This window comes from Rhodopseudomonas pseudopalustris, from assembly GCF_900110435.1.
Classification (GTDB): Bacteria; Pseudomonadota; Alphaproteobacteria; order Rhizobiales; family Xanthobacteraceae; genus Rhodopseudomonas; species Rhodopseudomonas pseudopalustris.
Genome location: NZ_FODT01000003.1, coordinates 47,353 through 70,512, shown reverse-complemented (window position 1 = coordinate 70,512; position 23,160 = coordinate 47,353). Strand labels below are relative to the sequence as shown.

Below are 23,160 nucleotides of genomic sequence, written 5' to 3'. Positions count from 1 at the left end.
TCAGGCGACCTTGTCCTTCAGCACGCATTCCGGCGGACGCGCTTCGCCGGATTTGAGGTCGGGCGCGTAGCGATACAGCGTCGAGCAATACGGGCAGATGATCTCGTTGTCGTTGCCGAGATCGAGAAACACATGCGGATGATCGAACGGCGGATTGGCGCCCACGCACATAAATTCCTTCGAGCCGATCTCGATCATTGGAACGCCGGCATCGTTCTGGAAATGTGGAACTACGTGGTCGGACATTCAGCTCACCTTTGCTCGCGACGGAGGGCAATCATCACGGTGCAGCGCACCATACCGGCGTCTGCTCATGATTCCTAGAGCGCGCGGACAGGCTTTGCCCGTCGAAATTCGACACAATCCCATGGTGTTGGAGAAGCCCTTCTTTCGTCGGATCGGTTGTGTCCCAAGTGTGACATCCCACATTGAGAGCAATGAGGGCCGCGTGAAATGCGTCTGAAACTAGGCATCGCAAAGGCTGGCATCGCACTCTGCGCGGTCGCGCTGGTGCTCGCCCTGCCGCATGCCCGCCGCAGTGCCGCGCTTCTTGCCGCGCAGGACGATCCGGCGCAACTGTCGGAACTGCAGATCGGGTCCGCGTTACAACAAGACCCGGGACTGATCGAACGTCACATCTCGGACGCGCTCGACGCCAAGGACGCCGACCTCGCCAGCAGTCTGGTCGAGCTTGCCGCTACACGAAATATCAAACTTCCCGAGGACCTCATCGCGAAAGTCAGGGAGGCGATTGCGGCCGAGCAGTCGGCGGTGAACATCGCCACCCGCTTCGCCACCGGCCTCGTCACCGGACAGGCCGATGATGTCGCCAGCCTGTCCGGCACAGTGGCGGGCGACCTGCTGGTGTTCGGCGACATTCGCGACGTCGTGCGCGAAGGAAAAAATCTCGCGACCGGCGCGGACATCGATCGCGTCGTGCTCGGCCTCGCCGCGGCTGGGATCGCGGCGACCGCGGCGACCTATGTGACGATCGGCGGCGCTGCGCCGGTGCGGGCGGGGCTGACGCTGGTCAAGGACGCCCGCAAGGTCGGCCGGCTCAGCGAGGGGCTGGCGAAATGGACCGGCCGCTCGGCGCGCGAGGTGGTCGATGCGCCGGCGCTGCAGCGCGCGGTCGCAGGCTCGTCGATCAGCCGCCCGGCCGAGATGCTGACGGCGGTCAAGGCCGCGTTCCGCGCCGAGAAGGCCGGCGGCCTGATGCGGCTCGCCAAGGACGTCGGGCGAGTCGGCGAGAAAGCCGGCGCGCGCGGCGCGTTCGATACGCTGAAGATCGCCGAGGGGCCGAAGGACGTTGCGCGGGCGGCGCGGCTCGCCGAATCCAAGGGCGGTCAGACGCGCGCCTTTCTCAAGATCCTCGGCCGCGGTGCGCTGCTGCTGACCACCGGCGCCTGGAATTTCGCCTGGTGGATATTCGGCGCGCTGATGACTCTGTTCGGCCTCGTTACCTCGCTCAAGGCCGGCGTCGAGCGGCTGACACAGGCCGCGATCGATCGCGGCAAGGCGCGACGCGCGAAACGTCTGATGGCCGAGGCGAAGCGGGCGCAGCGCGCGCAAGTCAATCCGTCTGCGGTGGCGTCTGCCCTGTCTGTTTCGTAACTGTCGCCGACCGAAGTAACGCTCTATCCTGCTCCCTCCTGGTCCTGCTGCGTTCCTGCCTCACCATCTCCTTCAACAACTCATCGGACGGTCGATGCCGAGCTTTAATCACGGCGGTGTCAACATTGCGTATCTGGACGACGGCGAGGGCGATCCGATCGTGCTGGTGCACGGCTTCGCGTCGAACAAGAACGTCAACTGGGTGTATCCGTCCTGGCTGTCGGAGCTGAAGCGCGCGGGCCGTCGCGTCATCGCGATCGACAATCGCGGCCACGGCGAGTCGGCCAAATTGTACGATCCCGCCGACTACGGACTTGCCGCGATGGCGGCCGACGTCATCGCGCTGATGGATCATCTGGCGATCGATCGCGCCGATGTGATGGGCTACTCGCTCGGCGGCCGGATCACCGCGACGCTGGCGCGCGAATGTCCCGAGCGCGTCCGCGCGGCGATCCTCGGCGGCATCGGCAGCGGTCTGGTCAAAGGCGGCGGGCCGGGCGAGACCGTCGCGCAGGCGCTGGAAGCGCCGTCGCTCGATGACGTCAGCGATCCGGTCGGCCGGGTTTTCCGCGCCTTCGCCGATCAGACCCGCTCGGATCGCAAGGCGCTGGCCGCCTGCCTGCGCGGTTCACGGCTGCTGATGAGCGAACAGGAGGCGGCGCGGATCGCGGTGCCGGTGCTGATCGCGGTCGGCACGGCCGATGACGTCGCGGGCTCGGCGCACGAACTCAGCGGCATGATCCCAGGCTCCGAAGTGCTCGATATCCCGCGCCGCGACCACATGCGCGCGGTCGGCGATCGCGTCTACAAGGAGGGCGTGGTTGATTTTCTCGCGCGCCGTCCGTAAGCCGCACGTCCCCGGTCCGCGGGCGCTGCGCTTGACGGAAGCGCCCGGCTCCCCATCTCGAGAGTCCGCACGAACCGCGGGCGCTGCCGCGCGTTCAAAAAGAATGTCGGGCGCGTTCAACAGGTTAACGACGCCATCAGGCGGCCTTGCGGCGGTCGTCAGGCGCCGCGACAGGGTTGCCGTCGGCGTGCTATAATGAACGCGAGAGACGAGATCGAGAGAGCCGGCATGGTGATGCATCAGGTCCATTCGCAACCCGCGACACTGACGACGCTCGATCCGATCTGGGAACGGGTGCGCAACGAAGCGGAAGACGTTGTCCGCCGCGAGCCCGAACTCGCCTCCTTCATCTACGCCAGCGTGCTGCATCACGACCGGCTCGAAGACGCGGTGGTGCATCGGGTCGCCGAGCGGCTCGATCACGCGGCTTTGTCGGGCGATCTGATCCGCCAGACTTTCGAGGAAGCCCTGCGCGAGCAGCCCGATATCGGCAATGCTTTCCGTGCCGACCTGGTCGCGATCTTCGATCGCGATCCGGCGACCTCCCGGTTCATCGATCCGCTGCTGTACTTCAAAGGTTTCCACGCGATCCAGACACACCGGCTTGCGCACTGGCTGCATCTCAAGGGGCGCAAGGATTTCGCTCTGTATCTGCAGAGCCGCGCATCGGCGGTGTTTCAGACCGACATCAATCCCGCCGCCCGGATCGGCCGCGGGATTTTCCTCGATCATGCGACCGGCCTCGTCGTCGGCGAAACCGCGGTGATCGAGGACGATGTTTCGATCCTGCACGGCGTGACGCTCGGCGGCACCGGCAAGGAGCACGAGGATCGTCACCCGAAGATTCGCCACGGCGTGATGATCGGCGCCGGCGCGAAGATTCTTGGCAATATCGAGGTCGGGCATTGCGCGCGCGTCGCCGCCGGGTCGGTTGTGCTGAAGGATGTGCCGCACAACATGACGGTCGCCGGCGTGCCGGCGAAGGTGGTGGGCGAGGCGGGCTGCGCCGAGCCGTCGCGCACCATGGATCAGATGCTCAACGCCATCGGGATATGAGCCGATGAACTTTCGTCGGGCGTTGCGCATCTCGCCGCGAATGCGGTTTGCAACTCGACGCGAGGGGTTGCGGTGAACGGCCCCAGAACGTACTGACGGCGGCCTCGCTTGCCGCGATTGGCCGTTCGGACGGCATGTCCGAATCGCGCCGGAAGCGCTTGTATTTTGTCTGGATTGGAGAACACCGTGGACGTTCAGGAAGTCAGAAAACTCGATGCGTATCTCAAGCGGGTGTTCGGAAATCCGAAAATCCGCGTAGTGCCGCGGCCGAAGAAGGACGATTCCGCCGAAGTGTATATCGGCGAGGAGTTTGTCGGCGTGTTGTTCGTCGATGACGAGGACGACGATCGCTCATTCCAGTTTCAGATGGCGATCCTCGAAGAAGATCTCGTCGACCTCGGCTGAACCCGCGACCCTCCCCACGGCGCGTCGTCCGCAGTCGCGCAGCTCGCTCGCGGAGGACGCGCCGAGGTTCTGATTCGATCAGAGCCTCGAAATTTCTAACCGTGAATGGCGTGGAGCTGCGCGGTGAGCCGCTCGATCGCGGCTGCGACGTCGCGCCATTGTGCAAGCCATTGCCGCGGAAACCGGAAGCTGAGGTCGGCGCCGTCGATCCGGCGCTCGGCGACGCACATGCCCGGCGTCTGCCGGTCGCGGGTACAGCGCGCCGCCAGTCCCGGCTGCTCGGCGGTGACCAGATCCTCGGCGCTGTACGGCGATGCTTCGGCGAACGGGCGGACCGTGAGCCCGTCCTCGACCTGCTGCGCAGACGGCGCGAGATAGCGCGGGTAGATCGTCCGTAGCCGCGCCTCCGGCGCCAGCGTGTCGTTATGCTCGGCGATCGACACGAAGATCCGGTCGATCGGATGGAACTCCGCGACATCTTCCGCGGTGGCGCGTTTTGGTCGCTCCGGCGGTGTGAGCGAGGGATAGAGGAACGCCAGGTCGACGCGCTCCTGCGGCCCGGAATGGCGCTGGAATTTGACCCGGAAGGCCTTGGTCGGCACGTTGAACAGCGTCTCGCCGACGCTCACCGGCGTGCGTTCGGGATCGCCGACCGCCTGCGCGCGCCAAGTCGGCCACAGCAGATAGACCACCGCCGCGATTGAAACGGTGAGCACGATGCCCCCGACAGCGATCGGAATGCGGGTGCTGCGGGGCGCCGCAGGGCGGCGGCGGTGACGCTGGGACGCGGACGAAACCAAAGTCATTACAGGATCATAACCCGAGCGAATGACGAACGACGAGCCATTGCGGCGCGGCACCGCCGAACGATTTTGAGCAATGCAGCGCCACCTTCGCACGCGTCCCGTTAACCGTTCTTTAACGATGCGATGGCGGGCAAGGCCGCTTTTTGCGACACCCGGGGGCGTGGGGTTGCGTAAGCGAGGCTGTCGATGTCGCCGGATGCATTCAACAATCTGTTTTCGCTGCTGATCGGCTTTGCGGTCGCCGGCGCGCTCACAAGCGGTTATCAGGCGATGCTGCGCCAGCCGGCGGGCTTCGGCCTGCTGCAGCAGGGGGTCGTGCCCCGGAGCTTCGCCGCGGTTCCGTTCCTGATGTTCGCCGCACCCTTCATCATCATGCGCAACACCCTGCTCGGTCCGCGCATCGAGCGCCGCCGCACGGAATTCGTGATGCTGGCGACCGTGCTCGCCGGCACCTGGAGCATGATGTCCGGCACCGTGCTGCTGATGGTGCTGCACGCGGTCGGCGTCGTCGCCTGAAAAACCATTGCCCTCTTGCGCCCGCGTTGCCATGAGTGCTTCGGCAACAGGAGACCGAGATGGCGATCTACGAGCTCGACGGGCAGCGCCCTGATCTTCCGCAGGATGGAAACTACTTCATCGCCGACACCGCGACGGTGATCGGCAAGGTTCGCTTGAAGCCGTCCGCCACCGTATGGTTCGGCGCGGTGCTGCGCGGCGACAACGAGTGGATCGAGATCGGCGAGGGCTCCAACGTGCAGGACGGCTCGACCTGCCACACCGACCCGGGATTCCCGCTCACCGTCGGCAAGAACTGCACGATCGGCCACAACGTCATCCTGCACGGCTGCACCATCGAGGACGGCGTGCTGATCGGCATGGGCGCGATCGTGATGAACGGCGCGCGGATCGGCCGCGGCTCGATCGTCGGCGCCGGCGCGATCGTGACCGAGGGCAAACAGTTTCCGGAGAATTCGCTGATCATCGGCGCGCCGGCCAAGGTGGCGCGCGCGCTCGATTCGGCGCAGGCGGCGGCGATGGAGCGGCCTGCGATGTTCTACGCGGCCAACGGCCCGCGCTACGCCAAGGGCCTCAAGAAGATCGGCTGACCGATCTGCATCGGGTCGCCGCTCATCCGCCTTCTGATTCGGTTGCTTCGATCGCGGATGCGAACCGCTCATGGCCGGCGGCCCAGAGCGCGTGCTCTTCACTGCCGTCCTGATAGGGGTTGGCCTCGGCGGGAATGTTCAGCCGCGCGGCGCGTTCGCCGAGTTCGAACGGATCGTTTGCCATCGGTCTTGTCCCTCAGTGTTTTCCGCGATGCTGGTCGGACGTCGCAGCGCTCTTGCGCAGCGCGTCCTTCAGATCGATCGGAATGCCGTGCTTTTTCAACAGATCGGCGAAGGCCTCGTCGGCCAGCTCCTGCAGCGTGGCCATGCGGTCGCGGCCGAGCTGCCTGAGCTTGTCGAACGTGTCCTCGTCGAACGCGATCAGCTTGCGCATGGTGCGATTTGTTCTCCCGCAATCACAAAGCGCCGCGCCGCCAATGGTTCCGCAGGGTGGGGGCGTCGCGCGGATGTGAAAGCTGCTTCCAGCGTTCGATCGACAAACCGCGACAGAAGCGAAGATCTGGCGTGGCGACGGACGGACCGGAATGACTGAGAGTTGCTTCGGAAAAGGATCGTCGCCTTGGCCACGCTGGCCTTCGCGGCGCTGGCAGCGCCCAAGGCATCGACGCCGATGGCTGGCGGTTGCAGCGCGTTCAAGCCTCTTGCTCATTCGCGTCTGCTATCAGTTCGATCTGTCGATGAGTTCTCGTCTGCTACCCGGCGCAGCTCAGCGGTCCCCACAAACAGGAAAACCTCCGGCGGGGCATCGCCGGAGGTTCCTGGAGGTTTACATGTTTCCTTTCGTTACAAGTTAGAACGTCCGCTGGACGCGGAGCGCGCCGGTCCAGGTATCTTGGTCCTTGAACTGGTAGACAGCGCTGGTCGGCTTGGTTGCGCCGGCGTTGACCGCGTTCGTCGTACCTTCGTAGTTCTGGTCGATGCGGGTGTAGATCACTTCGCCCGAGAACGTCAGGTTCTTGACCGGAGTCCACGCAGTGCGGGTGCCGATCTGCGCGATGTTGAAGTTCGGGGTGCCCGTGAAGTTCCCACCGATCGCGTTGCGGAGGCCGGTGGTGTAGAGGGCGCCGCCGGTGCCGCCGAAGTCGACCGACGAATAAGCGCCGAAGATCGAAGTCGACCACTGCGGAGTCCAGTTGTGGTTGAACGCGCCGCGGATGCCCCAGGCCTTGGTGGTCTCGATGCCGCCGCCGGTGGTGAACACGCCGTCGACCGCGGAACCGATCGCGATGGACTGGTACGCGCCGAGCGCGTTGTTGCCGAACATCGAGAAGTTGTTCGGGCTGGTGCCGCCGATCACGTAGCGGATCGCGCCGTCGGCATAGGTCGCATCGAGGTTGATGCTGTCGCCGGGGCCGGTCGGCAGGTTCTTGAGCGACAGCGCGGCGAGCACGGCGTAGCCCCACTTGTCGTCAGGATGGCCGGTGGTCTCGAGGGTCGGGTTGTAGTAGCTGGCGCGGATCTGATGCGCAGCCGCCGACACCTGGAACAGGCCCCAGGCCTGGTCGACGCGGATCTTGCCGACGATGTCAGGAACCTGCGTGCCGGCGATGTAGTTCACGCCCGGGCCGGCGCCCGAGAGCCAGCTCACTGGGGTGTTCTGGGTCGTGCCGCTCGCACCAAGGCCGGTGGTGTTGAAGACGCCGGAGACGCCCTGGGCCTGGCGATAGCTGGACTGATCTTCGAGGCTGACCGATCCGCTCACGCCGTTGCCGAATTCGGCGGTGTAGGCGACCTGGTTCACGCCGGTCGAGGTGTCGTCGCCGCCGAGCAGGTTCGAAGTGATGTTGCCCGGGGTGCCGTTCCACGGGGTCGAGAACTGCGACACCGCCTTACCGAAGGTGAAGCCGGCGAACTGCACGAAGGCGAAGTACACGCCGAGTTCGCCGCCCGCAACGGTCGAAGCCGAGCCACCGCTGGTCCAGGTGAACACCGAGTCGAAATAGGTGCGCACAACGCCGTATTCGGTGGCGGTGCGGGTGTCGATGTTGATGTCCTGACGCGACCGGAAGATGGTGTTGTTGGACAGGCGGTTGCCCTGGCCGGCATTGCCGTTCCAGGCCGGGGTCTCGGTCATGCCCGACGCGTTGAACGCGACTTCAGCGCGGGTGTAGCCGCCGAGCTTGATGCAGGTGTCGGTGCCGGGGACGTAGTAGAAGCCCGCGCCGTAGAGCGAGCAGATCTTGACGTATTCGACGGCCTTGGCCTTGAGCGGAAGGTCGGCGGCCTGTGCGGTCGTCGCCATCAACGCGGCCGTGCTGCCCAGCAACAGCCCCTTAACGAAATTCATTTGAAACCTCCAAGTTTGCCTTTTTGGGCAACGCCGTCGGCTTCAAGCATCGGCCGCACGGTATCACCCGCGAACCACCCTGGGAGAGCCCGCAGATCCTGCGTGGCCTCTCGTTGGGCAGGGATGACTTCGAGGTGCCCCCCTCCGTCCGTCAGAGACTCGATACATAACAAAGTTAGCTATTGAAAGGACCAAACAAAGATACCTATCTTCATTTGGGGAACCTGTGGTAAGCACGCAACACTGCGTCATGATTCCGTCATACTGAAGGATCAGGCATGGCGCGCTTTATTCAACCCGGTCGATCCCGAGTTCGGGAGATAATTTGCTGAATCTGAAACAGAATTGCGCGTGAGGCTTCTCCTCAGCGGCGGCGCCGAGGGCATGCCATCCAGCGCTGGGTCGAGAAAGTATTACTGTGGTTGTAAATTGCGCCGCGCTATGCCTCACCAAATTACATTCCGCCCATCGCTAACGAGGTGGATTCGAACGAATGGACAACTCAGGGAAACGTCGGGATCGGAGGCCTGCCGAATGCCGTACCGGCATAACGCTCAGAAGATCAAAGTGACCGCACTCGAGCCCGCGAAGGCGCCCGGCACTGCGGACTGTGACCTGTCGTATCAGGTGATCTGGGACTTCGTCTCGATCAGCAACAATCTCGAAGACATCCGTCGCGCCTGGGCGAAACTGTTCGGCATCAGCGGGTCGCAATGGCTGATCCTGATGGCGATCAGCGATCTCGACAAAGGCAATGGCGTGTCGGTTGGCGATGTGTCGGAAAAGATCCACGCGGTCTCGACCTTCGTGACGACGCAGACCAAGATCCTCGAGCGACTGGGGTTGATCAACCGCGTCACCTCGACCACCGACGCGCGCGTGGTGTTGATGTCGCTGTCGGAGACGGCGCGGCAAAAGATGACGGAGCTGATGCCGCGCTGGGAGGCGCTGCACGAATATATTTTCCGCGACTTCGACGCCGCGGCCATGAACGACGTCAAGGCCAAGCTCGAAATGCTGAAGCGCCGCACCAAGGTCGCGATGCAGCGCGTAGCGGAAGACAACTAAGCGCCGATCCCAAGACGGCCGCTCATTCAGCTTTCAGCGCACGCTCGTTTGTCTCGCCCCAAAAAAGTTGCGGCCAGCCTTGGGGGAGGCTGGCCGCGCACGATCCGATCTGGGACGGGGAGGGGTGGGGATTTGACCGGATCGTGTATTCCGAAATTCTCCTGTCGTGGTTCGATCGCTTGCTGTCGTCGCTTCAGCGCTGTTGCGCGCTGGCGGTAGCGACGGCCGGGCGGGAATCGCCGAGAGCAACCCATTCATTCGCTTCGGTTTGCGACTGACGCTTGACGAAGCGGTAGCCGGTCTCGGTCCAGGCGACGACATCCTCGTTCTGATTGTCGAGAACGAACTCGCCCTTGTCGGTCTTCACCGTCAGCACCGCGTGACCTTCGTTCTTCTTGTCGCGGACCACGGTGATCAGCAGAGCTTCGCGCGGCCATCCGGCGTCGATCAGCATCTTGCGCTTGAGCAGCACGTAGTCCTCGCAGTCGCCGGAGCCGTCGGTCGGCATCGACCATTTCTCGATCACGCCCCAGTGGTCCATGTCGGTCAGCGGCTTGACGTTGTCGTTGACCCAGCGATTGACCTTCAGTAGATCGCGCCAAGCGATCGGCGTCAGCACGATGTCGCGCGCCTGGTTTCGGCCGCCGCGGCATTCGCCGGGATTCTCGGCGCAGAATTCGATCCATCCGATCGGCGCACGCGTCGTATCGCCGATGCTGGCGTAGCGAACTTTCTCTCCCGCTTGTGCTGCCGCCGTCATCGTGACGATCGCCGCTGCGATGATCAGTCCCGTCCGAAATCCCCTGCTAACAAGCATTGTGGCCCCCGCTTTCTTGTTGGGACCATGATTTGCACAAACGCTTTGCAGGGCTGCTAAATCAAACAAGTAGAGTTGAGACGAATACTCGTAAAATTGTTCGGATGTTCGTTCTATACTTGAATCAAATACGCGTAAAATTTGACAAGACTGTAATTGATTCAAATTTGAGGGATTAGGCCGCAACGCGTTGCGGCCGCTGCGAATTCGGGTTCAACAATCGCGCGGATTAACCATCGCCGGCTCGGGCGCGTGCGTCGGCGCGCGGCTGAACAGACGCGCGGCAGGCCGATGCAGAGCTGTCAGGGGGCGGCCGCGGGGCCGCGAGCGTTCACCGCGCGGTAACGCTGTCTTCGAGGGTTTCTTCGAGCTGCTCGTGGACGAACTCCAGTGCGAAGCCGTCTTCGAGATATCGCACGACGCGCGCCTGGACGCGGCCGAGCGACACCTGCGAGTTCATCGGCGGCCGATGCTCGGCTGCGATCGCCGCACCGGAGCGCGACATGTCGATGATGCGGCAGGTCATCCGGCTGCCGTCCTGAAGGGTGAGCAGCGAAATCGGATTGCGCGGCACGATACGATCGTGGCGGCGGTCTTCCGGCAGGTTGAGGATGTCGCGGTTGGCGAGCCAGGTCAGTTGCGCGGCGAGCTTGTCGCGCTTGCGCGGCGTCGCGCCGACCGTCATCGCGAAGCCGTTGTCGATGATCCGGGTGATCTTTCCCTCGACGCGGCCGATGTGGTCGAGATAGGCGATGACGCGGTCGCCGACATTGCCGATCCCCGGCGCCAGCATCGCAAGACCGCCCGGCGACATGTTGATCACCTGGCAGGGAAACTCCCGCCGATCCGGCAGCATGTAGCGTCCCAGCAGGTGCAGCTTGACCCGCTGGAATCGCCGCCGCTCGGCCGTGGCCGGCTGGATGGTCTGCTTCTGCAAGTGCACGGGATTTCCGTTGCTCGGCCGGAACGCAATTTGGTAACCCTAGGATGGTCAGGGTTAACGCCTCGTTAGCATTCGAGGCTCAGCGCTGCGATCTGGGCGTATCGATCACCTCACGCAGTCGCCTCGCCAGATCGGCCTTGCGGTAGGGCTTGTTCAGGACCGGCAGGCCGCCGCCGCGGCTCCGCCCGGCGATGGTGTCGAGCGCGTAGCCCGACGTCAGCAGCACGTGCAGGCCGGGCCGCTTCAGCATCGCGGTCTCGGCGAGCTCCCATCCACTGATCCCGCCGGGCATCACGATATCGGTGAACAGCACGTCGATGTGGCCGTCGCCATCGAGCGTCTGCAGCGCGTCGGCGCCGTCGATCGCGGCGATGACGATGTAGCCGAGACTGCGCAGGCACATCACCGCATAGGAGCGGACGAACGGGTCATCCTCGACGATCAGCACGACTTCGCCGCGCGACGGCAGGTGCTCGGTCACGTCGGCGGTCTCGGCGCTTGCCGGCTGCCCGGTCGCGATCGCCGGCAGATAAAGCCGCACCGTGGTGCCGAGGCCGGGCTCGCTGTACACAGAAACGTGGCCGTTCGACTGCTTGACGAAGCCGTACACCATGCTGAGCCCGAGGCCCGAACCCTTGCCGACTTCCTTGGTCGTGTAGAACGGTTCGAACACATGCTCGAGCACCTCCCTCGGCATCCCCGAGCCGTTGTCGGTGACCGAGACCAGCACGTAGTCGCCCGGGCGAACGTCCTGGTTGACGACCTGGTACGAGGCATCGAGCGAGACGTTCGACGTGGTGATGCTGAGCCTGCCGCCGCCAAGCATCGCGTCCTGCGCGTTGAGCGCGAGATTGAGGATCGCGGATTCGAGCTGGGAGCGGTCGGCATAGGCGGTGCGCAGGCCGGGGTCGAGATCGGTGTCGATCACGATGTCTTCCCGCAGTGTCGGCCGCAGCAGCTTGTGCATCGAATCCACGAGTTCATTGCAATCGAGTTCGACGGGCTTCAGCGTCTGCCGTCGGCTGAAGGCGAGCAGGCGCTGCGTCAGTTCCGCGCCGCGCTGGCCGGCGCGGCTGATGTCCCGCGCGAGGCTACGCAGATCCTGCCGCGCCTTGAGCTGATCGCCGAGAAACTCGGCGTTGCCGACGATCACGGTCAGCAGATTGTTGAAGTCGTGCGCGATGCCGCCGGACAGCTGGCCGACCGTCTCCATCTTCTGCGCCTGGACCAACTGTTCCTCGGTCCGCTTGCGGTCGGTGAGGTCGTGGACCACCACGACGAATACCGACTCGCCGTCCTGCATGGTCTCGCCGATCGACAGATCCATCGGGAAAGTCCGGCCGTCGCGGCGCAGTCCGGTCATTTCGCGAACGCTGCCGATCCGGTCGTGTTCGCCGGCGTACGCCCCGTGGCGGAAGAATGAGTGCACTTCATCGGCGCTCGTCGCCGGCAGCAGCATCGAGATGTGTCGGCCGATCACGTCCTCGGCCTCGTAACCGAACAGCCGGTGGCAGGCGAGGTTGAAGGTTCGGATCCGGCCCAGCCGATCGCTCAGGATAACGCCGTCGACCACCGTCTCGATCAACGTGTGGATGCGCGCATCCGCCTCGCGGATCACTTGCTCGGCGCGGCGCTGTTCGGTGATGTCGGTGGCCACCTTGGCGTAGCCGATCAGCGCGCCGTTCTCGTCGCGCAGCGGTTCGAGCACCACATGGGCCCAGAACTGGCTGCCGTCCTTGCGCTGCCGCCAGCCGGTGGTTTCGAAGCGGCCGTTGTCGCGCGCGAGGTCGAGGTTCCGCGCCGGCTCGCCGCTTGCGCGTTGCTCTTCCGGGTAGAACTCGCTGAAATGCCGGCCGAGGATTTCAGCGGCGGTATATTGCTTGATCCGCTCGGCACCGCGGTTCCAGCTGCTGACGCAGCCGTGGATATCGAGCATGAAGATGGCATAGTCGGTGACGCCTTCGACCAATCGCCGGAAGCTGTGTTCGTCGACGTTGCGGTCGGCGCGCGGAAGAACATCCTCATCGCGTTTGCGCGCCAGCACGACGTGGAAATCCGCATCCCCGGTCGGGACGGGCGCCGTCGACAGCGCGATGGTGAAGGAGGCTCCATCCTTGCGCCGTGCCAGCGCCGAGGACCGGTGCGTGCTTCGGGAAAGCTCGCGCCAGTCTGGGATCAGCTTGGCGATTTCCTCGCCGAGCGCCTCGCGGGCCGTCCAACCGAACAGGTCTTCGCAGGCTTGATTGAACAGCACGATGCGTTGTTGAGGGTCGACCAGGAGAACACCGTCGGGTGCGGCTTTGATCAGCGCGCGAAGGATCGATGCCTCGGGGTTCTCGGAAATCATCGCTATCCGCTTTTGGGCCAAGCCTTCGCCCGCAATGCGGACGGTGCTCGATACGATTGGTACAGCAGATCGTGCAACATGTCCTGCGATGGGCTTTGGCGGGGCGACGTAGCAACGCAATCGTGATCGGTGCCAAGTCGCTCCATCCCAAGTCCTTCCCGGCCGACGCATCGCGCAGAACGCTGCATGAACGAATCGTCGCGCCGTCACAGCTTTTCGACACGCGCACGGAATGTCTGCCCGAATTGCGGAATACGAAGCGTAGTCCACGGTTGATCTTGCCGGTGGCCCCGTCAACGACCGTCGATTAGTTGGTAGTTGGAACAATCGCCGGTCCGGTTCAATTGTGAAAGGCGTGACGATGGCGTCGTCGGCGATCGACGAAAAAGTTCCCGCGAAACAGCCTCGAGTAATCGACTCTCACGGCAATCGACTTCGAATCCGAACCTGCAACCGGTGGAACCGATCGCCGGCGCCTCGATCGCGGCCCGGCTGTAGTCATCGCTGCTCCCGATCCGCGACAACCTGTCGCTCACCCCGGAGGAACTCGCCGGATGCTCGGTGTGCAGGAACAGTCCACTGGCGGCCATCGCCCTGCAGCAGGCGGGCGCGAGCGCGACTGTTCGGATATCCGGCAAATCCTTGATGCCGAAGGCGTCATACCGCGCTGTATTCACCGCGCCGATCTCGGTAGCGGCCGGCTCGACCCGGCCGGTGCAACCCGCATGGCCAAGAAATTCTTTGAACTTGAGCAAGATCAAAGCTGCCATTTTCACGTGCCTTATTGCACACTTCGGTCAGGAGAAATGCCCATGGCAAACATCGACGACAGCCTTGAATCCGCACGCCGCGATTCTGTCGTGCAGGTCGACGCCGAAGAGGAACTGCGTGTCCTCACCGCCCTGATCGGGTGTATCATGGTGGCCGAGGACACCGGCGGTCGTCACGATCGCCGCAGCCTGATGCCGCATTCGCGGCCGCCGCGGTTGATTTCCGACTTTGACAAGGCGGTCTGAGCCAGCGCCGCGCGTAGTGATACGAAGTAGACGTCCGACCGAACGGCACAATTATGTAACCAGGGCTCGCGTTCCTGATGAATCGCGCGGGATCGGGGAACTGGCCGTTGGCAGCAGGTAACCGCCCTGCGTCCCGGCCTTTGTCGGGACGGCTGCGATGCTGACGAGTCGCCAATCACCAAACGATCTTCTGGCTGCGCTGCCGTCGCAGGATTTTGATCTGTTGCGGCCGCATTTGCGCACGATGGAACTGAGCTTCGGCCAGCTGCTGGTCGAGGCCGGTGCGCCGTTCAAGCAGGTGATCTTCCCGCACGCGGGCATTGTGTCGACGCTGGCGCGGCTGCGGCGCGGCGAGACCGTCGAGGTCGGGGTGATCGGGCGTGACAGCGTCGTCGGCGCCGGCGCGGCGTTCTACGATGCGCTGGCCTCGACTGCGGCGATCGTTCGTTATCCCGGCGCTGCATCAGTGATCGATGCCGGCCATTTCCGCGCCGCGGTGGAACTCAGCCCCGCGCTACGCAACGCGCTGTTGCACGATCAATCGGTCCGCGTCGTGAGGGCGGAGCAGACCGCGGCGTGCAACGCGGCCCACGCCGCTGAAGCGCGGCTGTGTTGCCGTCTGCTGCAGTCCCGGGAGATGGCCGCGAGCGACTCCATGCTGTTGAGCCAGGAGCTGATGGCGCAGATGCTCGGGGTAAAGCGCAACACCATCTCGCTCATCGCGCACGGGCTTCAGCAGCAAGGATTGATCCGCTACAGCCGCGGTCGGATGTCGATCGTCGATGTCGAAGGACTCAATCGGCGTTCGTGCGAGTGCCACACCGCGGATCGTCTGACGGTCGCGCAAATGCCGGTCCGTCCGTGCCCGGCGCTGCTGGCGCAACGGCCGGCGCAGGAGTTCGGTCTGGCTCAGCGCAGTCCTTCGTAGACCATCAGCCCGCGCGCGACTTCCCATTTGCGCAACACCCGCGGCCGCAGGCGGCGGGACGGGCGGCCGAGCGTGCGCCAGGCCGTCAGCCGCAATTCGCCGAACTCGCCTGCGATCCTCGCGCCGAGCGGGGCCAGCAGGCCGGTCATGCTCAGCGGCGTATGGGCGCGCGCCGCAAACGGCAGCAGCAACAGTTCCAAATGAGCGATCGAGCCGTCGCCGGACGCGGTGGTGGCTCCCGCGACCAGCGGCAGCGCTTCCTCGGCGACGACGCCGAGAATGTCCTCGCACTCCTGTCGGCTGTCGGCGGCGAACAGGCCGGTCAGACTTTCACCCTTGAGATCGCGGCCGAGCAGGGCGCACAGCCGTGTTCCGGCGACGCGGAACGGATAGCCGGCGCTGGAATCGCATGACAGCACGAAGATGTCGCCGAGCAGCTCGCGGACTGCGCCGGGCTCGATCTCGCTGCGTTGGGGCGTCGGCGCGGCGCCGCGCTGTCGGTCCCAATAGGCAAAGAATGCGCGACTCGACGGATGCTTCATACGTGTCCCTGGCCCGCGCCGGGCGCGTCCGGGACAGTTCTGTCCCGTATCCGCGCAGCGCAGACCCCTGAATGGTTCTGCAGGAGGGCCGTTGCAGCGTCCATGCCGGAAGCCGGACGGGCTTCCGTTAACCCCTGTTTTGTCGCGTTAAGGTTAAATTAACTATGCGGTTTGCGGCCGCCGCTGCGGTGCCTAGAGTGGGTCCGTTCTCGGCGCGTAGGCCTTTTCCAGGCTCCTGCGCGATCTTTACGGGGTGGCTGCAAAACAGACCGGCGCGCGCGCGGATCATCGCGGCGGACAGCACCGGCAGGCTTGAAGGGGAGGGCTTCCAGGCCCTCCCTTTTTTGTGGGCGCAAGGGCTCCGCAGGGGACGGCCATCACCGGGCTCCGCTGGGCCTCGCCGGGGGCTCCGGCGGCCCGGCTTGCGCCGTTCAGCCAAGCCGCTTATGGGATCGGATCGCCTCCGGGGCCGTGCGCCGCGGTCGGGCCGCTCGCAGCAGGTCGTAAAACGTTGGATTCTTCCCCCGAAACGCAGCCGCTGCCACCGCCCCCGCCGGAGCCGCCGCGCGAACCGATCCTGAACCTTCCGGCCGCGCTCGCCGCCTATGTCGCGCTGCTGGCGGTGATCCATCTGCGCGTCCTGCTGCCGCCGGACATCGAATACTGGACCATCGAAGTGTTCGGCTTCATTCCGAAGCGCTACGACGCGACCCTGCTGGCGACGCCGTTCGCCGGGGGCAGCGGCGCCAAGGTCTGGAGTTTCGTGACCTATTCGCTGCTCCACGCCAATCTCAGCCACATCATCTTCAACGTGCTGTGGCTGCTGCCGTTCGGCAGCGCGGTGGCGCGGCGGTTCGGCGCGACACGGTTCTTCCTGTTCATGGCGGTCACCGCGATCGGCGGCGCGCTCGCGCATCTCGTCACCCACGAGCACGAGATCGCGCCGATGATCGGCGCTTCGGCCTCGGTGTCCGGCGCGATGGCGGCGGCGATCCGGTTTGCGTTTGCGCGCGGCAGTTTTCTGTCGCTGCGCAGCGGCGACGCCGACGCCGCGGCGCGGGTGCCGGCGCAGCCCTTGATCCGCGCGCTGCGCGATCCGCGCGTGCTCGCCTTCCTCGCGATCTGGTTCGGCATCAACATCATCTTCGGCGTCGGCTCGATCGCGGTCGGCAACGAAGGCGCGAGCGTCGCCTGGCAGGCGCATATCGGCGGCTTCTTCGCGGGCCTGCTGCTGTTCTCGTTGTTCGACCCGGTGCCGCGATCGGCGCAGACCTCCGCTCACAACTAATCACGCTGGTCTATTCTTCACGCTGCACTGCGGTGGTGATTGCTGCGGCGCCCGCAGCATGGCGCGGATTTGCCTTATTTCTCCGGTATTATTTGCGTCTCGACGGCGCCGTCGATCGAACTGCCGACTGCTGATCAAGTTACCAAACTGAGCCGCCTTCTGTGAAAGGCGCGCCATTCGGGAGGCGACCAATGACAGTGCGTGCAATTCTGGAATCCAAGGGCCGCTACATCTACAGCGTCGAGCCGGACGAGCGGCTGTCGGCCGCTGTGAAGACGTTGTCCGAGCGTCGTATCGGCGCGGTGCTGGTGATGCGCGGGACGCGGCTCGACGGCATCCTGTCGGAGCGCGACATCGTGAAAGTACTGGCGGATCGCGGCGCCGCTGCGCTGGACGACCCGGTCCATGCGGTGATGACCCGCGATGTCGTGAGTTGCGCGCAGAACGACACGGTCGGCGAGATCATGGAAGTGATGACGTCCCAAAAGTTCCGGCATTTGCCGGTGCTCGACGGCGACGACCGCGTCGTCGGCCTGATTTCGATCGGCGACATCGTGAAGTGGCGGCTGCGCGAATACGAGCACGAGCAACAGGCGCTGCACGACTACATCAAATCGGCCTGAGTCTCTCTCCGTCATTCCGGGGCGCGCCGACAGGCGCGAACCCGGAATCTCGAGCTTCAGAGGACCGCAAGATTCCGGGTTCGCGAGCTGCGCTCGCGCCCTGGAATGATTGCTCCGATCGCGTCGTAATCGATGACCGCGTTGACGGGCGGCGAAGGCTCACGTCTCGACCGGCACATCCGCCTTGGCCTGCGGCGCGACCTCCTCGATCGCCTCGCGGATCGAATCGATTGCGCGTTCGGCGGCGCGGGCGCCGTGCGCGATCATCTCGTCGGCGCGGTGGAAGTCGAACCAGCCGATCCGGCCGACCCGCGGCGAGATCAGCATGTCGGGCGGGTCGCCGGCGAGCCGCGCCCGGGTGATGCGGTCCTGCATGATGTTGAAAGCGTCGACCATCACCTTGGAAATGCCCGGCCGGGTTTCGCTGCCGAAGATCTCCTGCTTGACGAAGCGCTCCGGCGAGAAGAACCGGCCGAAGCCGCGCTTCGCCGCCGGCTCCGCGGCGGGTTCGATGACTTCCTCGATCGCGCCGTGCGAGAAGATCGTGGTGCCGTGGCCGAATACGTCGCTCGAGACGTTGGCGGCGATCACGATCTCGGCGCCGAGCGCGCGGGCGGCCGACACCGGCACCGGATTGACCAGCGCGCCGTCGACCAGCCAGCGATCGCCGATCAGCACCGGCGAGAAGATGCCGGGCAGGGCGTAGGACGCCCGCACCGCATCGACGATCCGGCCGTGCGTCAGCCAGATCTCGTGGCCGGTGCGCACCTCGGTGGCGACGCTGGCGAATTTCTGCTTGAGGTCCTGGATCAGGGTCTGGCCGAGCGTCGCCTCGAGCTGGGCGGCGAGCTTGCTGCCGCCGATCAGGCCCGAGCCGTTCAGGCGGATGTCGAGATAGCCGAGAATGTTGCGCGGCTGAAGCTGGCGCGCCCATTCTTCCAGCGTGTCGAGATGGCCCGCCACATAGGCGCCGCCGACCACCGCGCCGATCGAGGTGCCGACCACCACATCGGGCGTGATGCCGGCGCCGAGCAGCGTCCGCAAAATCCCGATATGGGCGAAGCCGCGCGCCGCGCCGCCGCCGAGCGCCAGCCCGATCACCGGCCGGCGGATGCTGTCGAGGCCGACCTTGCCCTGTGCTGGCGGGCTGCTCTGCCCACGACCGATCAAATTGTCCAGCACGGCTGCCTCCTCATTCTCTTCGCTCCTCGCACCAGCGAAGTCTGCGCGGTCTAACCCAACGGTCACCAAAGCGCGATGGCGCGATCCTGCCAGGGCGCTGCGGAACCATGAAGTCCTGTGGACGCCGGGACTAGGGGAAAATCGTGACATTGCAGCGAAAATCACCCCGCTACCGCCGCGGCGGCTAGCCGCTCCAGTGTGTCTCAGCCACAGGCTTGAATTCGCCTCGTTTTCAGTGAAAACCTGCAGCCATGATTTGCAGGGGCAAAACCGGCCGGGCGGGGCCACGGGGTAGGCTGGCGCTTGCCTGCGCGTCGGCCTGTCTGGCGCTGATTGCCACACAGCCCGCCTCGGCGCAGTTTTTCAGCGACCGGCCGCCGCCGATTCCGCCGGCCTCGGTGCCCGAGCCGCCGGCAGGCGGCGCGATCAGTCTGGCGCCCTCGTCGGGCGCCGCAGCGGCGCCGCCACTGCCTGCGCCGCTGACGCAACCTCCCGTCTCCGCGGTGACGCCGCCGGCGACCTCGCCATTGCCCCCGACGGCCGCCCCGCCGCAGGGCGTGCTGGCGCTGACCGCCCGTTACGGCAAGGACCTGCCGACGATCAGCAACGGTCTGGTGTGGCGGGTCTACGCCGACAAGCCGGACGACGGCGGCCAGATCAAGCTGGTCCGCGAGGATCACGGCGCGACGCCGAACATCGTGCTGCCGCCCGGCAATTATGTGGTGCATGTCGCGCATGGCCTGGTCAGCGCGGTACGCCCGGTGGCGCTGAGGGCCGAAACCGATCGCGAGGCGTTCGTGTTGCCGGCCGGCGGCCTGCGGATCGAAGGACGCGTCGGCGGCACGCGGATTCCGCAGAACCAGATTTCGTTCTCGATCTACAAGGGCAGTCAGTTCGAGAACACCCAGCGCGCGCCGTTGGTGCCGAACGCCGCCGCCGGCGATGTCGTGCTGGTTCCCGAGGGCACGTACTACATCGTCTCCAATTATGGCGACGCCAATTCGGTGGTGCGTTCCGACATCCGTGTCACGGCCGGCAAGCTGACCGACGTCGCCGTGACCCACCGCGCCGCCGTGATCACGCTGAAGCTGGTGTCCGATAAAGGCGGCGAAGCGCTCGCCAACACCGCGTGGTCGGTGCTGACGCCCGGCGGCGACGTCATCAAGGAATCGATCGGCGCGTTCCCGCGCGTCGTGCTGTCCGAAGGCGAATACCGCGCCATCGCCAAGAACGAAGGCAAGGTGTTCGAGCGCGGCTTCAACGTCGTCAACGGCGTCGACGGCGAAGTCGAAGTGATGGCGCGCTAGCGGTTCCGCCGATCGTCATAACGTCCAGCCCTCCGCAGACGACGCACCCACGCCGCGTAGGTATGGTGCTTGCGCGATCAGCGCCGGGATGATCGTGTCGTCTTGTTTGGAACCGCGACGTGTTCCCATGGCCGTCAAAGCAATTTGATAACCGATGTCGATCAGGCTTTCTGTCGCCCGAACAACGACGCAGGCGGCTGCGCTCGTCCCTTGCAACAAGGTTGTCAGGCTTATCTGACAACCTTCGGGTGCGATTACTATCGACATTCATTCTCTCGTGTGTTGATCTATGATTATCACCTTGTCGCCTTCGGCATCTACGGGTGACTGAGAACTCGGTCATGCTCCCGCCTGGTTCAACAGGGGAGATCTCTCATGCCGGACTTTATCCGTGATGAGAACCTGAAGCTTTATCGTGCTGCTCTGGCTCAGAGCACTGACGAAGAACAGCGCAGAGTATTGCTGGTCCTGCTTCGGCTCCTGGTCGTTGAACAGGCCGAAACTGCGAGCCGCCCCAAACAATTCGCGCCCGATCCTGATGAAGATTATTGACCTGTCATCGCCGCACGATCTCCCCCAAGGTGTGGTGATCAACGGTCCCCCGAGCGATGCGCCGCACGCTTGCTCGGGGGATCGCGCTTGTTAGTTCTATTTTGAAAGTGAGACCGATGGCTGGCCTGCGTTCTGCGATATTGCCCGGACAGTTCCATCTGCTGAGCAGGGCTTTCGAACACGCCATCAAGGGACTGTCGAACGCCGAGGGCATTCCGGCCATCAAGGCATGTCTGGCGGACAAGGTGCTTGTGCTTGTTGCGTCCGGGGAGAGCGACCACGTCAGGCTTGGCGATGTCGCTCTTGTTACGATGCGCGAGTGTCTGCGCGATTGCATCGGGTGCCGACAGGGCCATGGTGGGCGCGATGCTCTTGCAAACTGACGATGATTGCGCGTGTCACGAGACGCAAATCGGTCTGCTTTCGCGCGCGGCGGGGGTTCGGTCGAACCAGCGCTGCTACAGCAAGGGCGAACGAATCTACGCAAGGGACGAGCCTGCGCATCACGTTTACGCGGTCGTTCAAGGCGCAGTTCGAGCGACCCACTATCTCTCCGATGGGCGCCGGCATTTGAGCGCGTTTCATCTGCCGGGCGAAATCTTCGGTCTGTACACCCGCGAGGTCCGCAGTCTGGAGGCCGAAGCGGTCGTCAAGACGACCACGCTGGCGGTGCGGCGCGATGATCTCGAACGCGCAGCCAGCAGCGATCCGAAACTCGCCTGGAGGCTTTGCAACATCGTGGCGGACGATTTGCGAAGCGCGCAAGACCACCTGATGCTGTTGGGCAGGAAGTCTGCGTCGGAGCGGGTCGCCGCGTTCCTGCTCGAGATGGATCGCCGCCTCGCGACTGACGGCATCATGAGCCTCCCGATGTGCGGAATGGATATCGCCGATTACCTGGGCCTCAGCAACGAGACGGTCTCGCGTTGCCTGACGAAACTGCAGGAGTTGCGCATCATCGACCTGACCAAAGGTCGAACGGTCACATTTCTTGATCGCGCCGGTCTGCGCGAGATCGACACCTCCTGATGCATTGACGCGCGCCGGCGCCCGAACTGCGCTCTGGTAACTGCTGCTCACAGTCACCATATCTTTCAGATCGCCGCACAGGAGCTTCCCGGGCAACGGTGACTGAGAGACGCGACCGCGCTCCCGCCCTGCGAGGGAGAAGCGCTGTGCGTGCGATCATCGAAACCATTCACGATCTGCAAGGCCTGGATCGTCGCTCGGCCGGCCAGGTGACGGTTTGACGGATCCGCGGCGCTCGAATCCTCTCGGAACGGACTCCTGCGTGTGCGGCCATGCCGTCGTCGCACCCAGCCGCTCCAACTATTCGGCGACCGCGGTGGTCAATGAATGGCATTGCGCCGCCTGCGGCCGGTCCTGGAAGACCTACGCCGACAGCGTCGAACCCGAAGGATCGATCCCGTGAACCGAACGCGCGCCGAGTGGCGGTGATTCGATCAGAACCGGAAAAGCTCTTGAGTAGGATGACTTATCTTCGAATCGTCATCCTGCTCCGGGTTCTTGTTTGAGCATGATCTTTTCCGAAAACCGGTGTCCACTTTTCGGGATCATGCACTAAACCGGCGTCGGCGCCGCCTGCGACGCCAATGGTACGTCCAGTTCATAGGCAAAGCCGGCGGGATCGTAACGGACCTCCACTGTGCCGTTCAATTGCCTGCCCAGCGTTTCGATCAGGCGCGTGCCGAAGCCACGGCGCTCGGGAAACTGCACCGGCGGTCCGTCATGTTCGGTCCAGCTCAAATGCAGCCGCCGCGTCGCCGGGTCCAGTGACCAGACGATATCGACCCGGCCGCCCGGGACCGACAGCGCTCCGTATTTCGTCGTGTTGGTGCAAAGCTCGTTGATCGTCATCGCGATCGCGATGACTTCGCCCGCCGCCAGCCGGACGTCCGGGCCCGTGACCGCGATCGTGGATGTGCCGGGATCGTCGAACGCCTTGATCGCGCCGCGCACGATCTGTCCGAGGTCCGCGCTGGCCCATCGTTCCTGCAACAGCAGATCGTGAGCCTTGCCGAGCGCGATCAACCGGCCTTCGATCGCCAGCCGCGCATGTTCAGCATCCTTGACGCCGCGCAGGCTCTGCGAGGTGATAGCGATCACGGTGGCGAGCATGTTCTTGATGCGGTGATGCAGTTCTTCGAGGATCAGTTTCTGCAACTGGTCCGCGGTCTCGCGCCCCTTTGCATCGATCAGGGCCTGAGAATAAAGATCCCACGCGTCGATCTTGGCCTGAGACAGCAGTAATCGGAGACTATTGTTCTCCGCGACCAGCAGATCGTCAGGGTCTGCCGGGTGAGGAGAGCGGCGAATGATTTCGCCTGATCCATCAATCTGCGACATGGCTGATTCTACCCCCTGCCGACCGCAAAAAGCAAACG

The 23,160-nt window shown here is 64.5% G+C and carries 28 protein-coding genes; 16 read left to right on the top strand and 12 right to left on the bottom strand.

Going from position 1 to position 23,160, the window contains the following annotated elements; all coding sequences use genetic code 11:
* Complete coding sequence (locus BMY71_RS06625) at positions 1–246, bottom strand: zinc-finger domain-containing protein (protein WP_011503682.1); 246 nt, start codon at positions 244–246, stop codon at positions 1–3.
* 207 nt (positions 247–453) lie between these two features.
* Between BMY71_RS06625 and BMY71_RS06620 the strand changes: the two genes are divergently transcribed.
* From BMY71_RS06620 to BMY71_RS06605, 4 genes are all read left to right on the top strand, one after another.
* Entirely contained in the window at positions 454–1,614 is a 1,161-nt protein-coding gene (locus BMY71_RS06620; RefSeq protein ID WP_092682584.1) for a hypothetical protein, read from the top strand.
* Between the two features lie 94 nt (positions 1,615–1,708).
* A complete protein-coding gene (locus tag BMY71_RS06615) occupies positions 1,709–2,461 on the top strand; it encodes an alpha/beta fold hydrolase (protein ID WP_092682582.1) in 753 nt (250 codons plus the stop codon).
* A 228-nt stretch (positions 2,462–2,689) separates the two neighbouring features.
* Positions 2,690–3,517 (top strand): serine O-acetyltransferase, encoded by an 828-nt coding sequence (gene cysE, locus BMY71_RS06610; protein WP_092682580.1) that lies wholly within the window; start codon positions 2,690–2,692, stop codon positions 3,515–3,517.
* Positions 3,518–3,703: 186 nt separating this feature from the next.
* Positions 3,704–3,922 (top strand): DUF3126 family protein, encoded by a 219-nt coding sequence (locus BMY71_RS06605; RefSeq protein ID WP_011503678.1) that lies wholly within the window; start codon positions 3,704–3,706, stop codon positions 3,920–3,922.
* A 95-nt stretch (positions 3,923–4,017) separates the two neighbouring features.
* Here the strand turns inward: BMY71_RS06605 and BMY71_RS06600 are convergent, their stop codons facing one another.
* Positions 4,018–4,728: a hypothetical protein gene (locus BMY71_RS06600; protein ID WP_011503677.1), complete on the bottom strand. Its 711-nt coding sequence runs from the start codon at positions 4,726–4,728 to the stop codon at positions 4,018–4,020.
* 186 nt (positions 4,729–4,914) lie between these two features.
* Here BMY71_RS06600 and BMY71_RS06595 point away from each other — a divergent pair, with 186 nt between their 5' ends.
* Positions 4,915–5,244 carry a DUF6949 family protein gene (locus BMY71_RS06595; RefSeq protein WP_092682578.1) on the top strand — a complete coding sequence of 110 codons (330 nt, stop codon included), beginning with the start codon at positions 4,915–4,917 and terminating at the stop codon, positions 5,242–5,244.
* Positions 5,245–5,303: 59 nt separating this feature from the next.
* The gene (locus BMY71_RS06590; protein ID WP_092683123.1) at positions 5,304–5,834 is read left to right on the top strand and encodes a gamma carbonic anhydrase family protein; all 531 of its coding nucleotides are present in this window, start codon (positions 5,304–5,306) and stop codon (positions 5,832–5,834) included.
* 22 nt (positions 5,835–5,856) lie between these two features.
* Here the strand turns inward: BMY71_RS06590 and BMY71_RS24830 are convergent, their stop codons facing one another.
* The 3 genes from BMY71_RS24830 to BMY71_RS06580 form a co-directional block, all read right to left on the bottom strand.
* On the bottom strand, positions 5,857–6,018 hold the full coding sequence (locus BMY71_RS24830; RefSeq protein WP_011503674.1) for a hypothetical protein: 162 nt from the start codon (positions 6,016–6,018) through the stop codon (positions 5,857–5,859).
* Positions 6,019–6,030: 12 nt separating this feature from the next.
* On the bottom strand, positions 6,031–6,228 hold the full coding sequence (locus BMY71_RS06585; RefSeq protein ID WP_092682576.1) for a hypothetical protein: 198 nt from the start codon (positions 6,226–6,228) through the stop codon (positions 6,031–6,033).
* A 417-nt stretch (positions 6,229–6,645) separates the two neighbouring features.
* Positions 6,646–8,142, bottom strand: a complete 1,497-nt coding sequence (locus tag BMY71_RS06580) for a porin (RefSeq protein ID WP_092682573.1) — start codon at positions 8,140–8,142, stop codon at positions 6,646–6,648.
* Positions 8,143–8,676: 534 nt separating this feature from the next.
* Here BMY71_RS06580 and BMY71_RS06575 point away from each other — a divergent pair.
* Positions 8,677–9,210 (top strand): MarR family winged helix-turn-helix transcriptional regulator, encoded by a 534-nt coding sequence (locus BMY71_RS06575; RefSeq protein WP_011503671.1) that lies wholly within the window; start codon positions 8,677–8,679, stop codon positions 9,208–9,210.
* 193 nt (positions 9,211–9,403) lie between these two features.
* Here BMY71_RS06575 and BMY71_RS06570 read toward each other — a convergent pair whose 3' ends face one another.
* The 3 genes from BMY71_RS06570 to BMY71_RS06560 form a co-directional block, all read right to left on the bottom strand.
* Positions 9,404–9,970, bottom strand: coding sequence for a transglutaminase-like cysteine peptidase (locus tag BMY71_RS06570; RefSeq protein WP_430715319.1), 567 nt, complete (start codon positions 9,968–9,970; stop codon positions 9,404–9,406).
* Positions 9,971–10,358: 388 nt separating this feature from the next.
* Positions 10,359–10,970, bottom strand: coding sequence for a PilZ domain-containing protein (locus BMY71_RS06565; protein ID WP_011503669.1), 612 nt, complete (start codon positions 10,968–10,970; stop codon positions 10,359–10,361).
* Between the two features lie 79 nt (positions 10,971–11,049).
* Entirely contained in the window at positions 11,050–13,488 is a 2,439-nt protein-coding gene (locus BMY71_RS06560) for a PAS domain S-box protein (protein WP_092682571.1), read from the bottom strand.
* Positions 13,489–13,871: 383 nt separating this feature from the next.
* Between BMY71_RS06560 and BMY71_RS25195 the strand changes: the two genes are divergently transcribed.
* Entirely contained in the window at positions 13,872–14,333 is a 462-nt protein-coding gene (locus tag BMY71_RS25195) for a hypothetical protein (RefSeq protein ID WP_244525999.1), read from the top strand.
* A 157-nt stretch (positions 14,334–14,490) separates the two neighbouring features.
* On the top strand, positions 14,491–15,261 hold the full coding sequence (locus tag BMY71_RS06545; RefSeq protein WP_175557624.1) for a Crp/Fnr family transcriptional regulator: 771 nt from the start codon (positions 14,491–14,493) through the stop codon (positions 15,259–15,261).
* Here BMY71_RS06545 and BMY71_RS06540 read toward each other — a convergent pair.
* Positions 15,243–15,803, bottom strand: a complete 561-nt coding sequence (locus BMY71_RS06540) for a PAS domain-containing protein (RefSeq protein ID WP_092682565.1) — start codon at positions 15,801–15,803, stop codon at positions 15,243–15,245. The genes BMY71_RS06545 and BMY71_RS06540 overlap by 19 nt on opposite strands.
* Positions 15,804–16,314: 511 nt before the next feature.
* Between BMY71_RS06540 and BMY71_RS06535 the strand changes: the two genes are divergently transcribed.
* Positions 16,315–17,091: a rhomboid family intramembrane serine protease gene (locus BMY71_RS06535; protein WP_092682563.1), complete on the top strand. Its 777-nt coding sequence runs from the start codon at positions 16,315–16,317 to the stop codon at positions 17,089–17,091.
* A gap of 191 nt (positions 17,092–17,282) precedes the next feature.
* Positions 17,283–17,714 carry a CBS domain-containing protein gene (locus BMY71_RS06530; RefSeq protein ID WP_011503662.1) on the top strand — a complete coding sequence of 144 codons (432 nt, stop codon included), beginning with the start codon at positions 17,283–17,285 and terminating at the stop codon, positions 17,712–17,714.
* A 159-nt stretch (positions 17,715–17,873) separates the two neighbouring features.
* On the opposite strand, the gene BMY71_RS06525 is transcribed toward BMY71_RS06530, so the two are convergent.
* Positions 17,874–18,896 (bottom strand): patatin-like phospholipase family protein, encoded by a 1,023-nt coding sequence (locus BMY71_RS06525; RefSeq protein ID WP_041805380.1) that lies wholly within the window; start codon positions 18,894–18,896, stop codon positions 17,874–17,876.
* A gap of 251 nt (positions 18,897–19,147) precedes the next feature.
* On the opposite strand from BMY71_RS06525, the gene BMY71_RS06520 reads away from it, so the two are divergent.
* Positions 19,148–20,203 carry a hypothetical protein gene (locus BMY71_RS06520; protein WP_092682561.1) on the top strand — a complete coding sequence of 352 codons (1,056 nt, stop codon included), beginning with the start codon at positions 19,148–19,150 and terminating at the stop codon, positions 20,201–20,203.
* 15 nt (positions 20,204–20,218) lie between these two features.
* Here the strand turns inward: BMY71_RS06520 and BMY71_RS24320 are convergent, their stop codons facing one another.
* Positions 20,219–20,470: a hypothetical protein gene (locus BMY71_RS24320; protein WP_139202609.1), complete on the bottom strand. Its 252-nt coding sequence runs from the start codon at positions 20,468–20,470 to the stop codon at positions 20,219–20,221.
* A 108-nt stretch (positions 20,471–20,578) separates the two neighbouring features.
* Between BMY71_RS24320 and BMY71_RS24825 the strand changes: the two genes are divergently transcribed.
* The 4 genes from BMY71_RS24825 (at position 20,579) to BMY71_RS06500 (ending at position 22,187) form a co-directional block, all read left to right on the top strand.
* A complete protein-coding gene (locus tag BMY71_RS24825; RefSeq protein WP_175557623.1) occupies positions 20,579–20,755 on the top strand; it encodes a hypothetical protein in 177 nt (58 codons plus the stop codon).
* A 116-nt stretch (positions 20,756–20,871) separates the two neighbouring features.
* Entirely contained in the window at positions 20,872–21,138 is a 267-nt protein-coding gene (locus tag BMY71_RS06510; RefSeq protein ID WP_041805377.1) for a hypothetical protein, read from the top strand.
* Positions 21,110–21,784: a helix-turn-helix domain-containing protein gene (locus BMY71_RS06505; protein ID WP_244525998.1), complete on the top strand. Its 675-nt coding sequence runs from the start codon at positions 21,110–21,112 to the stop codon at positions 21,782–21,784. The genes BMY71_RS06510 and BMY71_RS06505 overlap by 29 nt, the downstream gene beginning before the upstream one ends.
* Before the next feature lie 262 nt (positions 21,785–22,046).
* On the top strand, positions 22,047–22,187 hold the full coding sequence (locus BMY71_RS06500) for a hypothetical protein (protein ID WP_244525997.1): 141 nt from the start codon (positions 22,047–22,049) through the stop codon (positions 22,185–22,187).
* A 149-nt stretch (positions 22,188–22,336) separates the two neighbouring features.
* On the opposite strand, the gene BMY71_RS06495 is transcribed toward BMY71_RS06500, so the two are convergent.
* Positions 22,337–23,122: a sensor histidine kinase gene (locus BMY71_RS06495; protein WP_092682557.1), complete on the bottom strand. Its 786-nt coding sequence runs from the start codon at positions 23,120–23,122 to the stop codon at positions 22,337–22,339.
* Positions 23,123–23,160: the final 38 nt, after the last annotated feature.

Coding starts and splice junctions, on each gene's coding strand:
- BMY71_RS06625 (WP_011503682.1), bottom strand. CDS start 246: ATGTCCGACCACGTAGTTCCACATTTCCAGAACGATGCCGGCGTTCCA.
- BMY71_RS06620 (WP_092682584.1), top strand. CDS start 454: ATGCGTCTGAAACTAGGCATCGCAAAGGCTGGCATCGCACTCTGCGCG.
- BMY71_RS06615 (WP_092682582.1), top strand. CDS start 1,709: ATGCCGAGCTTTAATCACGGCGGTGTCAACATTGCGTATCTGGACGAC.
- cysE (WP_092682580.1), top strand. CDS start 2,690: ATGGTGATGCATCAGGTCCATTCGCAACCCGCGACACTGACGACGCTC.
- BMY71_RS06600 (WP_011503677.1), bottom strand. CDS start 4,728: ATGACTTTGGTTTCGTCCGCGTCCCAGCGTCACCGCCGCCGCCCTGCG.
- BMY71_RS06595 (WP_092682578.1), top strand. CDS start 4,915: ATGTCGCCGGATGCATTCAACAATCTGTTTTCGCTGCTGATCGGCTTT.
- BMY71_RS06590 (WP_092683123.1), top strand. CDS start 5,304: ATGGCGATCTACGAGCTCGACGGGCAGCGCCCTGATCTTCCGCAGGAT.
- BMY71_RS24830 (WP_011503674.1), bottom strand. CDS start 6,018: ATGGCAAACGATCCGTTCGAACTCGGCGAACGCGCCGCGCGGCTGAAC.
- BMY71_RS06585 (WP_092682576.1), bottom strand. CDS start 6,228: ATGCGCAAGCTGATCGCGTTCGACGAGGACACGTTCGACAAGCTCAGG.
- BMY71_RS06580 (WP_092682573.1), bottom strand. CDS start 8,142: ATGAATTTCGTTAAGGGGCTGTTGCTGGGCAGCACGGCCGCGTTGATG.
- BMY71_RS06575 (WP_011503671.1), top strand. CDS start 8,677: ATGCCGTACCGGCATAACGCTCAGAAGATCAAAGTGACCGCACTCGAG.
- BMY71_RS06570 (WP_430715319.1), bottom strand. CDS start 9,970: ATGACGGCGGCAGCACAAGCGGGAGAGAAAGTTCGCTACGCCAGCATC.
- BMY71_RS06560 (WP_092682571.1), bottom strand. CDS start 13,488: ATGCGTCGGCCGGGAAGGACTTGGGATGGAGCGACTTGGCACCGATCA.
- BMY71_RS25195 (WP_244525999.1), top strand. CDS start 13,872: ATGCTCGGTGTGCAGGAACAGTCCACTGGCGGCCATCGCCCTGCAGCA.
- BMY71_RS06545 (WP_175557624.1), top strand. CDS start 14,491: ATGCTGACGAGTCGCCAATCACCAAACGATCTTCTGGCTGCGCTGCCG.
- BMY71_RS06540 (WP_092682565.1), bottom strand. CDS start 15,803: ATGAAGCATCCGTCGAGTCGCGCATTCTTTGCCTATTGGGACCGACAG.
- BMY71_RS06530 (WP_011503662.1), top strand. CDS start 17,283: ATGACAGTGCGTGCAATTCTGGAATCCAAGGGCCGCTACATCTACAGC.
- BMY71_RS06520 (WP_092682561.1), top strand. CDS start 19,148: ATGATTTGCAGGGGCAAAACCGGCCGGGCGGGGCCACGGGGTAGGCTG.
- BMY71_RS24320 (WP_139202609.1), bottom strand. CDS start 20,470: ATGTCGATAGTAATCGCACCCGAAGGTTGTCAGATAAGCCTGACAACC.
- BMY71_RS24825 (WP_175557623.1), top strand. CDS start 20,579: ATGCCGGACTTTATCCGTGATGAGAACCTGAAGCTTTATCGTGCTGCT.
- BMY71_RS06510 (WP_041805377.1), top strand. CDS start 20,872: ATGGCTGGCCTGCGTTCTGCGATATTGCCCGGACAGTTCCATCTGCTG.
- BMY71_RS06505 (WP_244525998.1), top strand. CDS start 21,110: ATGGTGGGCGCGATGCTCTTGCAAACTGACGATGATTGCGCGTGTCAC.
- BMY71_RS06495 (WP_092682557.1), bottom strand. CDS start 23,122: ATGTCGCAGATTGATGGATCAGGCGAAATCATTCGCCGCTCTCCTCAC.